General features: G+C 56.6%; 19 protein-coding genes. 7 read left to right on the plus strand and 12 right to left on the minus strand.

Annotated elements, in window-relative coordinates:
* Positions 1–792, plus strand: a complete 792-nt coding sequence (locus V5735_RS18500) for a ParA family protein (RefSeq protein WP_423746428.1) — start codon at positions 1–3, stop codon at positions 790–792.
* Positions 789–1,193: a hypothetical protein gene (locus V5735_RS18505; protein ID WP_423746429.1), complete on the plus strand. Its 405-nt coding sequence runs from the start codon at positions 789–791 to the stop codon at positions 1,191–1,193. The genes V5735_RS18500 and V5735_RS18505 overlap by 4 nt, the downstream gene beginning before the upstream one ends.
* 77 nt (positions 1,194–1,270) lie before the next feature.
* Here the strand turns inward: V5735_RS18505 and V5735_RS18510 are convergent, their stop codons facing one another.
* The 4 genes from V5735_RS18510 to V5735_RS18525 form a co-directional block, all read right to left on the minus strand.
* On the minus strand, positions 1,271–1,618 hold the full coding sequence (locus V5735_RS18510; protein WP_423746430.1) for a PadR family transcriptional regulator: 348 nt from the start codon (positions 1,616–1,618) through the stop codon (positions 1,271–1,273).
* Positions 1,619–1,879: 261 nt separating this feature from the next.
* Complete coding sequence (locus tag V5735_RS18515; protein ID WP_423746431.1) at positions 1,880–2,176, minus strand: hypothetical protein; 297 nt, start codon at positions 2,174–2,176, stop codon at positions 1,880–1,882.
* A 679-nt stretch (positions 2,177–2,855) separates the two neighbouring features.
* Positions 2,856–3,815 carry a transcription initiation factor IIB gene (locus V5735_RS18520; protein ID WP_007981208.1) on the minus strand — a complete coding sequence of 320 codons (960 nt, stop codon included), beginning with the start codon at positions 3,813–3,815 and terminating at the stop codon, positions 2,856–2,858.
* Between the two features lie 158 nt (positions 3,816–3,973).
* Positions 3,974–4,354, minus strand: coding sequence for a hypothetical protein (locus V5735_RS18525; protein ID WP_423746432.1), 381 nt, complete (start codon positions 4,352–4,354; stop codon positions 3,974–3,976).
* Between the two features lie 158 nt (positions 4,355–4,512).
* Between V5735_RS18525 and V5735_RS18530 the strand changes: the two genes are divergently transcribed.
* Positions 4,513–5,121: a DUF7344 domain-containing protein gene (locus tag V5735_RS18530; protein ID WP_423746433.1), complete on the plus strand. Its 609-nt coding sequence runs from the start codon at positions 4,513–4,515 to the stop codon at positions 5,119–5,121.
* A 280-nt stretch (positions 5,122–5,401) separates the two neighbouring features.
* Here V5735_RS18530 and V5735_RS18535 read toward each other — a convergent pair whose 3' ends face one another.
* The gene (locus V5735_RS18535; RefSeq protein WP_007981213.1) at positions 5,402–5,701 is read right to left on the minus strand and encodes a PadR family transcriptional regulator; all 300 of its coding nucleotides are present in this window, start codon (positions 5,699–5,701) and stop codon (positions 5,402–5,404) included.
* A gap of 219 nt (positions 5,702–5,920) precedes the next feature.
* Between V5735_RS18535 and V5735_RS18540 the strand changes: the two genes are divergently transcribed.
* Positions 5,921–6,154, plus strand: coding sequence for a UPF0058 family protein (locus V5735_RS18540; RefSeq protein ID WP_423746434.1), 234 nt, complete (start codon positions 5,921–5,923; stop codon positions 6,152–6,154).
* A 41-nt stretch (positions 6,155–6,195) separates the two neighbouring features.
* Here V5735_RS18540 and V5735_RS18545 read toward each other — a convergent pair whose 3' ends face one another.
* Complete coding sequence (locus V5735_RS18545) at positions 6,196–6,792, minus strand: DUF7344 domain-containing protein (RefSeq protein WP_423746435.1); 597 nt, start codon at positions 6,790–6,792, stop codon at positions 6,196–6,198.
* An 898-nt stretch (positions 6,793–7,690) separates the two neighbouring features.
* On the opposite strand from V5735_RS18545, the gene V5735_RS18550 reads away from it, so the two are divergent.
* The gene (locus V5735_RS18550) at positions 7,691–8,251 is read left to right on the plus strand and encodes a helix-turn-helix domain-containing protein (RefSeq protein ID WP_423746436.1); all 561 of its coding nucleotides are present in this window, start codon (positions 7,691–7,693) and stop codon (positions 8,249–8,251) included.
* Here the strand turns inward: V5735_RS18550 and V5735_RS18555 are convergent.
* Positions 8,248–9,321 (minus strand): helix-turn-helix transcriptional regulator, encoded by a 1,074-nt coding sequence (locus V5735_RS18555; protein WP_423746437.1) that lies wholly within the window; start codon positions 9,319–9,321, stop codon positions 8,248–8,250. The genes V5735_RS18550 and V5735_RS18555 overlap by 4 nt on opposite strands.
* A 437-nt stretch (positions 9,322–9,758) precedes the next feature.
* Positions 9,759–10,406, minus strand: coding sequence for a helix-turn-helix domain-containing protein (locus V5735_RS18560; RefSeq protein WP_423746438.1), 648 nt, complete (start codon positions 10,404–10,406; stop codon positions 9,759–9,761).
* Positions 10,407–10,639: 233 nt separating this feature from the next.
* Between V5735_RS18560 and V5735_RS18565 the strand changes: the two genes are divergently transcribed.
* Together V5735_RS18565 and V5735_RS18570 are read left to right on the plus strand one after the other, a co-directional pair.
* A complete protein-coding gene (locus V5735_RS18565; protein ID WP_423746439.1) occupies positions 10,640–11,263 on the plus strand; it encodes a response regulator transcription factor in 624 nt (207 codons plus the stop codon).
* A 189-nt stretch (positions 11,264–11,452) separates the two neighbouring features.
* The gene (locus tag V5735_RS18570) at positions 11,453–12,859 is read left to right on the plus strand and encodes a PAS domain S-box protein (protein ID WP_423746440.1); all 1,407 of its coding nucleotides are present in this window, start codon (positions 11,453–11,455) and stop codon (positions 12,857–12,859) included.
* Between the two features lie 207 nt (positions 12,860–13,066).
* Here the strand turns inward: V5735_RS18570 and V5735_RS18575 are convergent, their stop codons facing one another.
* From V5735_RS18575 to hisS, 4 genes are all read right to left on the minus strand, one after another.
* On the minus strand, positions 13,067–13,321 hold the full coding sequence (locus V5735_RS18575) for a DUF7563 family protein (protein ID WP_423746441.1): 255 nt from the start codon (positions 13,319–13,321) through the stop codon (positions 13,067–13,069).
* Positions 13,314–13,517: a hypothetical protein gene (locus V5735_RS18580; RefSeq protein ID WP_007981228.1), complete on the minus strand. Its 204-nt coding sequence runs from the start codon at positions 13,515–13,517 to the stop codon at positions 13,314–13,316. The genes V5735_RS18575 and V5735_RS18580 overlap by 8 nt, the downstream gene beginning before the upstream one ends.
* A gap of 256 nt (positions 13,518–13,773) precedes the next feature.
* Entirely contained in the window at positions 13,774–14,439 is a 666-nt protein-coding gene (gene tenA, locus V5735_RS18585; protein ID WP_423746442.1) for a thiaminase II, read from the minus strand.
* A gap of 154 nt (positions 14,440–14,593) precedes the next feature.
* Entirely contained in the window at positions 14,594–15,892 is a 1,299-nt protein-coding gene (hisS, locus tag V5735_RS18590) for a histidine--tRNA ligase (RefSeq protein WP_423746443.1), read from the minus strand.
* Between the last annotated feature and the right edge of the window lie 35 nt (positions 15,893–15,927).

Consider the following 15,927-nt stretch of genomic DNA (forward strand, 5'->3'; position numbering starts at 1 on the left):
ATGTCCGACACAGCCAAAATCGCCGTCTCGAACCAGAAAGGCGGGGTCGGGAAGACGACTGTGGCGATCAACGTCGCGGGAGCGTTGAACCAGCGAGGACACGACGTGCTCTTCGTCGACCTCGACCCACAGGGGAACGCCACCGAAGGGCTCGGATTGGAGGCCGAGTACGAGGCACAACCACCGACCCTGTTTGATACGCTGACCGACCACGAGGAGCGCGAGGACGTCGATTCGCTCATCGTCTCCCACGAGGAGATGGACGTGCTTCCGAGCAACATCGACATGACCAGCGTCGAGCCGGAGCTCACCATGGCGATGCGCGGTCGGGAACGGCTGACGCAGGTCCTCGATGCGCTCGATGCTGACTACGACGTTATCATCATCGACTGCCCGCCGTATCTCGGAAACCTCACCGATAACGCCCTACTCGCCGCCGGAAACGTTCTCATTCCGGCGCTCGCGGAATCGACGAGCAAGCGCGCATTGGAAATCCTGTTCGACCAGATGGAAGTCCTCGAAGCGGAGTACGACACGCAGATCCACGACCTCGGACTCGTCGCCAACCGCGTCGAGACGACCAACGAAGCGGATGCGATGCTCACGTGGTTCGACGATGTGTTCACCGACATTCCCGTCTGGGAGGTCAGAAAACGGGTGACGCTCCAACGTGCGTTCTCGGCCGGTTGTTCCCTGTTCGAAGTCGAGGAGGAGTGTGATATGACCGCCGTGTTCCTCACCATCGCCGAGGACCTCGAACGGCAGTTCGATTCGATGGAGATGTCGGCATGAGCGACGAGAGCCGTGCCGACCGTCTTCGTCGCCGTCGCGCGCAGCGTGACAAACCGTCCGCGGCGTCCGAATCCACCGAACGGGCCGACTCCGTGTCGGGAGGTGAAACGGATGTGGCGTCCGACCCATCCGAAACCGACGATGGAACCGACGAAGCCGATTCCACTGCATCTGAGAGCGTCAAGGAGACTCGCGTCGGGACCTACATGTATCTCCCCGAAGAGCAGCGCTCCGAGCTGAACTTCCGCTACAAGGAGCTTAACCTCGCCTACGAACGAGCGGTCGGCGAGGAACTGGAGAAAAATCGCCACTTCTATCCGCTGGTCGTTCAGGCCGGTCTCGAGGCGCTCGACGGTATCGACGGCGAGGCGATTCGGGAGCGCCTGGACCGTTTCGAGTGAATTAGGAATCTCCGTGTCGAACGCCGTGGCTTTTCGGTTCGGGAAACGGTCGAGGACCGTGAGAAGCAGCGCCGCTACTATTCGAGGAGCGCTCGAATCTCTTCCCCGCGTTCATCGTTCGTGATGAACTTCTGGAACCGCCACTCGAACGAGTCGAGCAGGACAGCGATTCCGTCGTCGGTGATGGCGTACTCGTTCGTTCGCTTGTCCAGTTCGCTCTTCTCGACCAGCCCACGCTCGATGAGCGTGTCGAGGTTGGGGTACAAGCGACCGTGATTTACTTCCTCGTCGTAGTAATCTTCGAGCTCGCGCTTGATCGCGAGACCGTATCGAGATTCCTCCGAGAGCACTATCAGGACGTTTTGTTGGAACGCGGTGAGATCGCGCGCGGTTTCCACGTTACTAACGGTTTCTGCCTCTGACATGGTAGTATGGTGTGATATTCATTGACAGAGGATATAAAACTTCCTACTCCGAACAATATTTATGAATTCTATTATAAATCTTATATAACATCAATCCTCTGGTCGAAGATAATTGTGTTATTCTGGCTGTTATTTGGGACGATAATTAATCAAATTGAATTTTCCCGCGACTCTCAATGCTTGCTTTTTGGCCGTTAGATAAGTACCTGTCGGAAAGAGTGTGGCGAAATAATACAATATTATTTGATTGTCGGTAAGTTGTTACTTGACTGCCTCCAACTGCTCTCCATCGGTTTTGGGCGGCGTCGATCGATGCAGTTCGGCTTCGACTTCTTTGAGCGTGGATTCGGCCTCGTCTATCGGTTCGTCTGACAGGTCCAACCGTATCTGTAGGTCACAGTTACGGCAGTACGCATCGCCCACGATTCCCCCCTCGTCGTCCTGCCAGATATCGACACGAAATCGTCGATTGTTACACTCCGCCGATGGGCATTCTACCTCCCCAGAATTTAACATCGATTCGAGATTGTCCTCGACGAGTTCAATAATATCAATCATAACGCCGAATCAGTCACCGAACTGCTTAAACTTGCTTGCAAATATCGCGTATGATAATTGATTCTGACATCCTCTATATCGACAACGGTGTCGGAATACCTGTCTTTCATATAATTTAGATGGTGTATAACAAAGTAGATACCGCTTTTCGTCTCCGGTACGCCCAAGACGGGCGTCCCATGTGCGTTACGGTAACCGACTCGCTCGGCGTTGCCGGAGGCGATGGCCGTGGGCCGGCATCCCACCTCGTGTCACCATCCTCCTACGAAAGTTCTCCTCCCGGGCGGGCGTTTCCGTTCGCTTTCGATGAAATGTGCCTGACGTCTTTCAGTACGTTTTACTGGTCGGTATCCTTCGTCCCGGCGAAAAGTGACGGAGTGAACCTCCGTCCCGATTCGCATGGAAATATCCAACAGTGTGTTCTCCCCCAGCAGCCACGCCCGAGGGAGATGGAGAATGCCAGACGTTCACACGACTTCTATCGTCTCGCGTCCGATGTTCAAACGGCGTCACGTGATATTCGAGTTAGGTGGATCCAACCGGAATCCACTGTTCGATGACGGACGCGTCTATGCTCGTCGAATTCCCTGAAATCCGACGGCGCCGACCGGTCTCGCGACTAGTCGAAGACGACGACCGTGTGTAAAAATTCGGCTGGATGTGTGAAGTGCTTATACGTCTAGTGGATACCGAGCGCTTCGATCTGCTCTTGGTACCGGTTGCGGATGGTGACTTCCGTCACCTGTGCGACGTCGGCAACTTCACGCTGGGTCTTCTTCTCGTTACACAACAGTGAGGCGGCGTAAATCGCGGCGGCGGCGTAGCCGGTCGGCGATTTCCCGGAGAGAAGCCCCTGTTCCGCGGTCGTATCGATAATTTCGTTCGCTTTGGACTGCACTTCTTCACTGACACCGAGGTCGGAACAGAATCGAGGAACGTACTGCTTCGGGTCGACCGGCTTCATTTCGAGGCCGAGTTCTTGGGAGATGTATCGATATGTTCGACCGATCTCCTTCTGATCCACCCGTGAGACCTCCGCGACTTCTTCGAGGCTTCGTGGGATTCCCTCCTGCCGACAGGCGGCGTACAGCGTGCTCGTTGCGACGCCTTCGATGGAACGTCCGCGAATCAGGTCTTCGGCCAATGCACGTCGGTAGATAACCGATGCGACTTCGCGTACCGACCGTGGGACACCCAGCGCGGACGCCATCCGGTCGATTTCGGAGAGCGCGAACTGCAAGTTGCGCTCGCCCGCGTCCTTCGTCCGAATGCGCTCTTGCCACTTGCGCAGTCGGTGCATCTGACTTCGTTTTTCCGACGACAGCGACCGACCGTACGCGTCCTGGTTCTTCCAGTCGATGGTCGTGGTCAGTCCTTTGTCGTGCATCGTCTGCGTGGTTGGCGCTCCCACGCGCGACTTGCTCTGTCGCTCGCTGTGGTTGAACGCGCGCCACTCGGGCCCGCGGTCGACGTGATCTTCTTCGACGACCAGTCCACAGTCGTCACAGACGAGTTCGGACTGGTCCGCACTGTTAACGAGGTTTTTCGACCCGCACTCGGGACATCCCGTGACCCCCTCCTCCTCCTCGGTTTCGGTTTGCTCCGCGCGGCGCTCCCGTTGGCGAGTGGACCGTTTCATCAACGTTCTATACTCAATGCAAACATTTAAATCCCCGGATGGTACCTCATGCGTGTCTTTCAGATACCATAGATATCCTCATCCTGAAAACACGTAGACCGCGGCGTGGTTCGGTTAACGTCTCTATTATCTGTACCGCCGATGGCCTAATTTAGCTTTCACGCTGACTTCGCCAAGCGCGAGATTTCGACCATCGTATCGTTGCTGTTGGGGTTCGAATTTCGGAACGTCCACGAGCGGTCGAACGTCATTCCTTCGTCTTGCCCTTTCATCAGCAGTTCGTCGAGCGCGAGCTCGAAATCGTCGGTTGTCGTCCCCTCGGATACGGATGGTTGACTCGGTGTCGGCTCGGCTAGTTCGGGTCGCGGGGCGAGGCTCGTTATCTCCACCATCACGTCGTCGTATTTCTCGTGGCGGAACGTCCACGAACGGTCGAGTTCGACGTCGTTGTCTCGTGCCGTGGAGACGAGGACTTCGAGGGTTCGCTCGAACTCCCCTGGAGAGGCTGCCCAGGCGGGTATGTGGTTTGCCTGGCTCATTTCGATTTCTCCTACGTACATACCCTACATAAACTCGGAATGCCGTCCCGTCTAGTTTCGGTCCTTCTCACCGTTTGAAACAGTTCGAAACGGTCTGGGAGCGCGTCACCGGGCGCGTCACCGGTTTATTATCGCTCCTGTTTCTGGTGGTGAATGTCATGAGTGCGAGGGAGAAACTCTCGACCAAATCCGACGGGCGGGTTTCCGTCGACGAACCGCCCGTCGAAAACGATCTATCGACTGATGGCGCGTTCCACCTGCTACAGAGTCAGCGACGCCGCGCCGCGATTCGCTATCTCGGGGATGCGGACGGACCGGTCGAGATGTGCGACCTCGCGGAGCAGGTCGCGGCGTGGGAAAACGACACGACCGCCCACGCGCCCACCTCGGACGAACGTCAGCGAGCGCACATCCCGTCGTACCAATCTCACCTCCCGAAACTCGACGAAAAAGGGGTCATCGACTACGACAAAAACCGCGGTATCGTGGAGCAAACTCCCCTCGTATCACAGTTAGAATGCTACCTCGATGTCGGCCGCGACCCCGACATCGAATCCGAGGATGAGAGGCGTCAATGGAATACGTACTATCTGAGCGTTTCCGTTCTCGGGTCGGTTCTGTTTACCGGTGCCGCCTTTCGATTTCCGCTTTTGGTCCACGTTCCCAGTCTCGCTGTTATGATCTTCGTTCTCCCGCATTTTGGTCCGTTTCGGTTACTCACTCGCTTCCCGTGTGATTGCTACCCGCGGTTACCGCGATTTCTCTAGGCAGTTTTCGCAGATATCTACGCTCGCTTGGAGATAGGTTCCCTTTTCCTCCAACTCCATTTCGATGCGTGTTACTGGGACGTAATCCTTACAGTACGCGCAACGTTCGATAGCGTCCACCCGATTTGATATGTCGTGGTTTCTCGGCATAGTGTGCGTTTCCCGTCTCTACCCGACGGCCATCAGATGGAGTATGAAAAGGAACCCCCCAAAAGGTATGCGTTAGTATTTCCGTGTTTTAAGTACAAACGACCTGTGAGGGGGGAAAAGGGGTCGGTCGTTAGTCCGCGAGTTCGGCGCTTTCTTTCTCGCTGACGTACTTCGATTCCCATTCACGACGCGCTTCGATCTCCCGCTGTCCGCGTCGGGTGAGGGTGTAGTAGTTGGTTCGACGGTCCACTTGCCCCTTCTCGACCAATCCTTTGTCGACCAACGTATCGAGGTTCGGGTAGAGCCGGCCGTGGTGGATGTCCTTCTCGTAGTAATCTTCGAGCTCTTCTTTGATGGCGAGTCCGTGTGGTTCGGTCAACCCGTTGATGACGTACAACAGGTCTCGCTGGAAGCCAGTCAGGTCGTACATGTTCGACTCGATGTTATGTCTACAGGGTATTAGTTAAGTGCATGATAATGCCCTCCTCAGGCGATGGAAAACGGATTAAACGGTCCGTTTGAAACTAGACAAATCCGCCATCGTTACAAAGTTTCATCATAATGACCGTGTTCGTGTAATCCGTTACGAACTATCCGTTTACTCTTGGCCAAAGATAATATATGCGACGAGTCATCACGTGGCTACAATATGAAGAAACAGGAGCTGATCCACGTTCACGGCTTACTCGCGGCGGTTCGAAACCAGTACGAGGAGCGGAGTGGCCGAACGGTAGACCTATCCGAGTACGAGCAAACTGGTGTGAAACCGACATCGATACATCATTCGAAAACCGCCCATCAGGAGGCCATCTTCGCACTCGTTGACTGCCTCACTGATACGATGGCAGTGGAAGAAGAACAGCTAACATCACACGCTGACTGACAGGTTCATTCTGGTCCAATTCGTTGTCGTTTCGGTCCCGTCTATTCTTCCCGCGCCGTCCACCCCGACATGAATTGGGCGAGCGTTACGAACGAAAACATGGCGATGATGACGCCGCCGATAGCGACGCTCGGGAGCGTGGTGAGGACGGGGATGCCAAGGACAGCACCGGCGAGGACGATGGTGCTGAACACCGAAACGCCGAGGTAGTAAAATTCCCACGGTGGTTCTCGACCGACTTCCTCGCGGTCGGCTTCCTCCGCTTCGACGGTGAGATACCGGTCGAGTTGGTCCGCAAGCTTCGTCCGTTTGACCGTTCCGCGGCTCTGGTCGTAGTCGATGATCCCTTCCTCGTCGAGTTTCGGCAGGTGTGACTGATAGAGTGGAATGTACACGCGCTGGCGTTCGTCCGAGGTGAGCGCCTGCACGGTCGTGTCGTTCTCCCACGCCGCGACCTGTTCTGCCAAGTTGCGCATCTCGACCGTCCCGTCGCGTTCCTTGAGATACCGTAGTACGTGACGGCGACGAGGCGTTTGAAGGAGGTGGAAGATTTTATCCTTTGAGAGCTCAGTCTCGGCACTTACTTCCGGAACGGTATGCGTTCCTCCATCGTCGGTGTGAACTTCTGTAGCGCTCATGACGGATGAATTATCGATAGAATAGGTAATAAACCAATAATGCGCTCCCAATTTGTTGCGAACGGTTGTGATTGCTTGTTATACCGCTTAGCACACCTATAAATTGTTCGATCATGTACTTATCATTTATACTAAAAACACGCGAACTAGAATGCGTGTGTATGTCGTTATTCTTGGCATCATCGCTAGAAAACGCCGCTTTCTGACCTTGTAGGGCTGGTTTTACGACGGTGGTCGGTTCCTTCTACGACCCGTCTGTCTGCACTTGTCGGACCGGTATTGTCCAATTACTGGTCGTACTATCCCTCGATTGGTCTATATTGTCGTACGAGATGTCTGCTGAAACAATTGTGGACGATGTCCCTCTCTCATCCCCTCGTCTATTGCTTTCAACATTAAAAATATGAAATTAAAAGATTCGATTAATCGCCCTATAGTAAACAGGGAACGAGACGTAGCAAGATACGCCCAGCGCGGAGGCGGGGTCTTACAATATCCGGCCGCGAGGGTCGTTAGCGCTCATGACTCCAATCCCCCTCGTGCTCAGTTCTCCATCCACGAGCGGTGTCGAAGGGCAAGACGGGGCGTCATTCGACGACCCACGTAATCGACGGTCGTTGTGACATTCTGGTAGAATCTTAGCCCATGTTCGATTCCCGAAAGTTTAATGTGACGTAATGAAATACCACAATCGAGTTCGGGTTCCTCGACAATGGCACATGGCGCATCTAACTCCGATGGCCCTCTTAACGAACCGGACGGCTCGTCGAAGGGCGCTGTACAGGACGATTTCGCTCTTTCCGCTCCATCGAGAACTCTCTTTGCCGAGATTTTCGTCTCACATGGGCATCTCGTTCTCGTTCCGACGATAGAATCGTCCTCTGAGGTGACTATTCAGATGGAGGAAACGCCGATGGCCGACGGCTCGCTTCTGTTTGTTTCCGTCGTCGGAGACGATTTTTCCTCGTTCGAGCGCTCGCTCGAGACGGATGCGACCGTCCGTGCGGCGACGTTTTTCTCCGCCGCCGCCGACCGGCGCGTGTATCGGATTCGGCCCGAATCGGATGTCGTTCCGTTCCTCCCTACCGCCGCCGACCTCGGTATTCGCGTCCTCGACGTAAAGAGCGGCACCGGTGGGTGGGTAATCCGTATCCAGATGCTCTCGCGTGAACCGCTCATCCAACTCCGGGAAGCGTGTTTGGAGCACGGAATCACGTTCCGTGTGCGGCAACTGTTCGACGCGGACCCGAACACGAACCCCGACGGCGCGCGGCTGACCGGTCGCCAGCGCGACACGGTTCTCACCGCGTATCAATCGGGCTACTACGACGTGCCCCGTGGTATCTCACAGGGCGAACTCGCCGAGGAACTCGGCGTCTCTACGTCGGCGATTTCACAACAACTCCGGCGTGCAACTCGACAGCTTATCGCCAGCACGTTTGCCGTCGAACAGGATTAGGCTTCGAACGGGGATTTCGACGCTTCCGGTTCGGACCCGTTGAGGAAGACGAGATTCCCCCGTCCGATTTGTACCCGTGTTATCTCGTCGTTTTCCTCCATCTTCGAGAGTTTTCTGCTCACGGTCGATTTCGACCACGAAGTTTCGGTCGTGATATCTGCCTGCTTCATCCGGCCGCCGTACTGGATGAGGAGCGACCGAATTCTCTCTTCGTCGGTGAGCATCTCCTCGTCGGCCAGGTTTCCGACCGGTGGCTGTTCGGGTTCCTGTTTTTGTTCCGGTTGTTGGGGTGATCCCTCCGTGGTGGTTTCCACGGTCGTTTCCTCTTCCTCATCTTCCGGTTTCTTTCGTTCGAACAGCCCGGACAGGACGGAGCGGATGGAAGAGAGCGGTCCGTCGCTCCGCTGGTCGGTCGACTCGGTAGCCTCTTCGGTTTCGTTCGATTCGCTCGCCTCGTCGTCCGGAGAGTAGGCTGGTGTGGTCGTCCACTCGGCACCGTTGTCGGAAATCTCGACGACGACATCGAACAGCGTTTTCAGGGTATTCGTCGTCTCGGGGTCGTGAATGTCGGGGTCCATTTGGAAATACCCGATGCCCCCCGCGGCCTGTATTCGGTGAGTGAGTATGTGGAGATATCGGAATGCGGTATCGAAATCGACGTATTCGAGGAGGACGGTCAGCGTCTGTACCGAGACGACCGGCTGTGTTTCCCCGTCCGACCACTCCTTCAGCTGGTCGCTCAACGGGACGATTATCTCCATCGGGTCGGTCGGGTCGACGACCTTTGTCGTCACGGTGTCGGACGTCTGTTCGTCGTACGTTTCGGACTGTGCCATCCCGCTCGCGTGGATGAAACGAACCTCTCGCGGTGATCTTCCGACGCTCCGTTCCCAGTCCCCGAGCCACTGTCCCGGCGGTTGCGTGTAGGTGACGGCCGCGAGACTGACGTTTTCGGGTCGCGTCGAAGCTACGAGCTCCATGTGTGCTCGGTTGCCATCAGGCGTAAGAGGGGCGAGGACGAGAACGTTTGACGCTCCCTGGAGATCTTCTTCTATTTTGCGGACGTTCATTTATGACATTTCCTAATATATAATTTTATTTTTACATTAGCGACGCTATTTTGCATGCTAAATACACTGGAACTCGATATCAATGTATTGCTCTCCTATACTATCCTCTAATATACGCTTGTATCTTTGTTCGTTGAATCCCCAGCCGTTCCATTATCTTTGGTCGATTTTTTATAGAAATTCGAACCGTTTTTGTCTCGTCGTTTTCGGCACAAGCGTGAGAATGTTCCGCAAGACGTCCGGATAGACATGGAGGTGTACACGTGTTTTCCCCGTCGCCTCGTACCCATCTATCGTTGTTCATACCTGCGAGCCGTTGTGACAACCCGTATTCGTTATAAGCCATACAGTAGCTTGCCCTAAAGCCAGTGTGTGACTATTACCATCCCTTATTAGCTACCCGGTTGTCAAAAAGTATTGGCTTGCAAATGCAGGTGCTATCCTTCGTGTCGCAGTGTGTTCGTGATAAGATTTGCATGCCCGCGACGTAATCGTGTCGAAAGTGCGTTCGGTGATATGTCGAGTTCTTCTGCCACGTGTTCCAACGTCGCTCCGCGAGGGACGCTGAAGTAGCCGGAATCGAGCGCCGTTATCAGTGCTTCCCGCTGTTTCGGCGTCACTTCGTACTTCCCGAACGCGTTCGGATGTCGTGATTCGTACATTCGAGTCAACTGAAACGAGAGGTCGTAGCTCGAGCAGTAGTCGTGGAACTCCGTCAGCGACGACTCGCTCGGAAACAACAGTTTGAGATACCAGTCGTCTCCATCGCTCGTCGCCTCCAGAATGCTAGCTTTCAACTCCGAGACGGCGTGACCGACGGTCCCCGTGCGCTGCCGCCACGAGACGCGATAGAACCGTTCGTTGTCGTGGTTTTCGCGCAACGTCATCGTCTCGACGGTTACGTCCTCGCCGAGTGCACGCTCGAACCGCTCGACCGATCCACCACTCGCCCAGAAGTACGGTGTCACGTACTCACTGTCCGCAACGACGCGCTCTATTTCGACATGGATATTGGAGATTCGCTCCAGCGTCTCGTGAAGGATGAACTCCTCCGATGGCACGGTGAACTCGGTTAAAACGCTCATTTCTCTAGCCGAGGCATACGTTCGGGAATATTGTAGTTATTGGCGGCTCACTCGGTTTCTTTCCGCTGTCTTTAGAACCACTTCCGAAAAGCTTTTATAAAAATGGACTCCACCCGTATATTGATTGCAAGACGAGTGAGTGTCGTTTATGGATTATATTCGAAGTCTCTGTCGGTGTATGTATCGCAACCTTACATTTGATATAGCAACGGCAGTGAATCTCAACGCAACCAATGTCTGACGAGCCAACTGTTCTCATCGTTGACGACGAACATGCTATCACTGACTTACACGCACGCTGGCTCGAAGATTCCTACGAAGTCCGGAAGGCGTACAACGGAACCGAGGCGCTAGAGACTATCGACGAGGATGTCGATATCGTCCTCCTCGACCGTCGGATGCCCGACCGCTCCGGACAGGAGGTCCTCGACGAAATCCGCGAGCAGGGGTTCGACTGTCGGGTGGCGATGGTGACCGCGGTCGAACCCGATTTCGACATTCTCGAACTCGGATTCGATGCCTACATCTGCAAACCGGTTTCCGACCCGGAACAGCTCCGTGAAATCGTCGTGTCGCTCGAAACCCGCTCAACGTACGACTCGCAAGTTCAGGAGTTGCTTGCGCTGTCATCGAAGAAAGCGGCACTCGAAGAACGCAAAGAATCGGACGAGTTGTCGCAAAACGAGGATTACACCGAACTCGAGACGCGGTTAGCATCGCTTCGAAACGAGCTTTCGTCCACGGCCATGGAGTTGGACGACGACGACCTTCGTGCGGAGTTTCACGACCGCAACGACTCGGGGTCTAAACTCATGAAATCCGCGGAGGGAGGGAACGCGTCGGAGTCCAGAGACTAAGGGTTCCGAACGTGTGGTCGTGTCGGATAGTCGATTGAAGTGTGAATTTCGGTCATGAATCCACTACGAAAATAACATCTATGATACTGGCCTCCACGGCGCGTCTCCCGAGGGGTTTTGCGTCATCTCCTTCGAGATACTCCGCGTTCCGACGACTCCGTTTGGCCGACTACGTACGGGAACGATAATATGAGCGAAAATCGGTCAGTATCCAGTCAGGAGTCGGTCACGAAGGGGAGTATCCTTCTGCTTATCGACCACCGCCGAAACCGTCGTTTGTTGGCCGACTGGCTCACGTCGGAGTACGAAGTGGTGTTTCCGAAACACGGCGTCGATACGTCGTTCGACCTGTGTATCGTGGACGAAGCGTCGTTCAGTCGCTATCGTGACGAACTCGAAGCCAAAAAGAAGGCGTCTCTCCCGACGTTTCTCCCCTATCTCCTCGTCACCTCGACGACCTCCCCGGCGCGGACGCCGGAAGTGTGGCAGGGCGTCGACGAGGTTATCACGACACCCATCGAGAAGGCGGTGTTACAGGCCCGTCTGGACGGACTGCTCGAACGACGGCGGCTTTCCGTCGAAATCGAGCGCGAGAAAGAACAGAGTGAACAACGGTTCCGAACGCTGTTCCAGACGGCTCCCGACCCCGTGTTCGTCCTCGATGCGAACGGGAGGATTCAGTCGGTAAACGACGCGTTTTGTCGCGTTTCCGGGTTCAACCGACCCGCTGTTCTCGGCGAACGGCTCGAAGACATCGATGCGTTCCCCAACGATTCCATCGACGAACTCACCGCGGATATGCGCGAACGGAAGCGAGGAAACTCCTCTCCGTACTCGGTGACGTACATGACCCCGGACGGGGAAAATCGCTACGCCGAGATCAACACGACGCGGATGTGCTTCGACGAGGAGAACCCGGAAATCATCGGCATCATTCGGGACGTAACCGAGCACAAGCGCCGAAAGCAGGAACTACAGCGCCAAAACGAGCGTCTCGACGAGTTCGCCAGCATGCTCGCCCACGAGCTTCGCAACCCCCTCGGTATCGCCCAGGGGTATCTCCGCGTTGCGAAGGCGGAAGACTCCGGGGACGCATTCGACGAGGTAAGCGGTGCGCTCGACCGAATGGAACGGATGATAAACGAAATGCTCGACCTCGCGCGCAAACCCGATGCGCTCGCGGAGAAGGAGGTGACGGAGTTTCACGATATCGTCGAGGATGCGTGGTCACGCGCCGCTCCGCCCGAGGCGACGTTGATGCTGGAGAACGTGGAAGAAGAGATTTCGGCGGACATCGATAGGCTGAGTCAGGTGTTCGAAAACCTGTTCCGGAACGCCATCGAGCACGTCGGACGGGACGTCACCGTTCACGTCAAACGTATCTCGAACGGCGTCTGTATCGTGGACGACGGTCCCGGAATCTCGGACGACGAGCGCGAATTGGTGTTCCAGAGCGGGTACACGACGGACAACGGAACCGGTTTGGGCCTATCGATTGTCCAGCAAATCGTGGAAGCGCACGGCTGGGAAATCGACGTGTTGGAGGGAAGCACCGGCGGTTCGCGGTTCGAAATCACCGGTATCGATTTCGAATAGCGGGCGAAGAGTGACCGCCCGCCGTGCTGGAAACAAAATCGGGTTCGTGTGGGATGGTGGTCACGTCCCCGCGGGTACTCCCGCGCTCGAATCTACGTGGTTCACCTGAAAAGAGCTTGCTCTTACCCGGGGTGAAAGTGAAGCGATACTGTTTGGGATGTGGGCGAGGCCGGTGGTTTCGACGTGCCCCGTCGAACGCCGGACACGCTATCGCCAGTCCCTATCGACGCGGTGGTCGATAGTCGGGTCTGCGGCGGCTCCGCGCTTCAAGGCCGCCCAGCGGGTACACTCCGGACAGGCGAAAACGATGCCGTCCTCGGTTCCCATCGTTCGCGCGAACGTGGGGTCGACGTGTTCGTTTCGGCAGTTCGGATTGCGACAGCGCCGACTCGAACGGTTGTGTCGGTTCCAGATACCGCTGCGTCCGGAGCCGTCGGCGTCCTCCCGCTCGGCCTTAGCCATGGATACTCACCTTTTCGCGTGCGAGTCGTTCGCCCGTCTTCCTGTCCAGGAGTTTCCAGAATTCGGCGTCCGTTCCGGATGATCGACTACACTGGTGACACCAAAAGTGGCTGTTCGTCGGTTCCCAACTGGTGTGGCCGTTCGGACAGGTGTAGCGCCACTTCGAAATCGGTCCGTCGATGTCGTGTACGCTCATATCGTACCGTACGATAATTCCGTCCTAAATATCGACTCTTACCCGAGGCGAAAGTAAACGACCCGCGGTTCTCGCCGCTCACCCTCCCTCTTCCCGCATTTCGGACGCATTTCGATTCACTGTCGGGTGAAAGTGAACGTCCGAAATTGCTCCGGCGGATTCGGAATTTGGCGGTTTGGACTGTTTGAACGGTTTTGACAATTTTGCCAGTTTTGCTAGTTTTTACAGTTTTGATTGCGACCCTTCGATGGGTCCGCTATCTCGTGTTCGACCACGTTTCGCGGTCGTACGCCATGCCCCAGAACGCCGTTTCAAGGCGCGTGCTGGTCAGAAACGCGTCCTCCATCGCGTCGTGCATGCCGGGGGACGCCTCGGCCTGCTGGTCCACGAAGGTCCGCATCCACGCGACGGAGTTCCGAAACTCGTCGCTCGTGTACTTCTCGATGAACGGCGTGTAACGGTGGTCGCCGTCCGCGATGGATGCCATGTGATCTGCAATATCGAGGTATCCCTGTCCACAAGGGTAGACGGCCGCCGCGAGTTCGGCGAGGGTTCCCTCGTAGGCAATCCGAAGGAGGTAGTTCGTGTACGCGAGGCAGGTCGGTGCCTTCTCCACCGATTCGAGTTCCCCGCGGGAGATTCCGTACTCGGCGGCGAACGCCCGGTGGAGGTCCATCTCGTCGGCGAGAATCGCGTGAGCGACGTCGAACGCGTGGGTCATCGTCTCCTCGTCGCGCGCCTTGCATCCGGCGAGTGCGAATACGCGGGCGTAGTCTTTGAGATATAGATAATCCTGTTCGACCCAGTGGCGGAACGCCGCCGGGTCGAGCGTTCCGTCGGCCAGTTCGACGACGAACGGGTGTGCTTTCTGTTCCTCCCAGAGTCGGTCGCCTGCCGCGAGCAGTCGGTCGCTGAACGCCATGTCCCACGATTTATTCTCCCGTGGTATAATCTAGTGGTATTGACGACGAATTACTTCCCCTCGTCGCTGGACCATCTCCTCGAGTAGAGAGTGGAAGACACCGAAAATACTGAAAAACGAAACGCTGGAACGGCCCAAAGCGGGCCGAGTTGGTTTACAGTCGGTCGAGAACGTGCTCGACGACGTCGTCCTTCGGCACCTGCTCTTCCTCGCCGGAATCCATGTTCTGGACGGTTACGACGCCCTCGTTCAGGTCGCGCTCGCCCACGACGACGGTGTACTCGGCGTTGATGCGGTCGGCGTAGCCGAACTGCTCGCCGACGCTTCGTCCGGTGAGGTCGGTTTCGACGGTCAGTCCTGCACTGCGCAACCCCTTCGCGTACTCCAGTCCGATTTCGCGCACCGAATCCGAAATCGTCAGCACGTAGGCGTCGGTCGAAAGCGCCTCGTCGGGCCACTCGCCCAGTTCCTTGAGCAAGTGCATCGTCGTGGAGTAGCCGAACGCGAAGCCGATGGCCGGCACTTCGCGGCTTCCGAACTGCTCGATGAGGTGGTCGTAGCGTCCGCCGCCGAACAGCGCGCGGAGGTCACCCTCCGTCGAAAACGCCTCGAAGACGAGGCCGGTGTAGTAGTCCATCCCGCGCACGATGGAGAGGTCGAACGTACACATATCCTCGACGCCGTAGGCCGACAGCACGTCGTAGAGGTCGTGCATCCGCTCGATGGCGTCGTCCGCCGCGTCGCCCTCGGGCGCTTTGTCCGAAAGTTCGACCAGCGCGCTCTCCATCTCGCCGCTGATGGCCGTGAGTTCGTCGATCTCCTCGGCGGTCGCGCGGTCCACGCCTTCGAGTTCGAGGTTGTCGAGGAACTCCTCGCGGCTGAGCTTCTCCTTCTTGTCGATGACGCGCATCACGTCCTTGCTCCCTTCCACGTCCATGGCCGTGAGGAGGGCGTCGAGCAGTTGCCGGTCGTTCAGCCTGAACTCCACCGCGTCGGCGACGCCGAGTTTCTCGTAGATGGTGGCCGCACAGGCGATGATTTCGGCGTCGGCCTCGACCGATTCGACGCCGAAGATGTCGATGTCGGTCTGGAAGAACTCGCGGTCGCGGCCCTTCTGGACCGCCTCGTAGCGCCAGCGTTTCGAGGTGTCGAACCACTTTATCGGCGTTCCGAGGTCTTTTCGCTGTTGAACCAACCGCGAACGGGTCGGCGTCTGCTCGGGAATGAGCGTGACCTCGCGTCCGCCCTTGTCCTCGAAGCTGTAGGTCTGTTCGACGATTTCGTCGCCCGATTTCACTCGGAAGAGGTCGGTCGGTTCGACGCTCGGGGCGTCGATTTCGCGGAAGCCGAACTCGCGGGCCGTCTCCTCGACGGTGTCCACGATTTCGCGCCACGCCGCCCACTCCTCGGGGTAGCGGTCGTAAAAGCCTTTGAGGCTCTCGAAGTCGTCCATGCTTCGGGTATCGCAGGCGAGCGATTTACGTTTGG

Source organism: Haladaptatus sp. SPP-AMP-3 (assembly GCF_049568665.1).
In the GTDB taxonomy this organism is placed as follows: domain Archaea; phylum Halobacteriota; class Halobacteria; order Halobacteriales; family Haladaptataceae; genus Haladaptatus; species Haladaptatus paucihalophilus.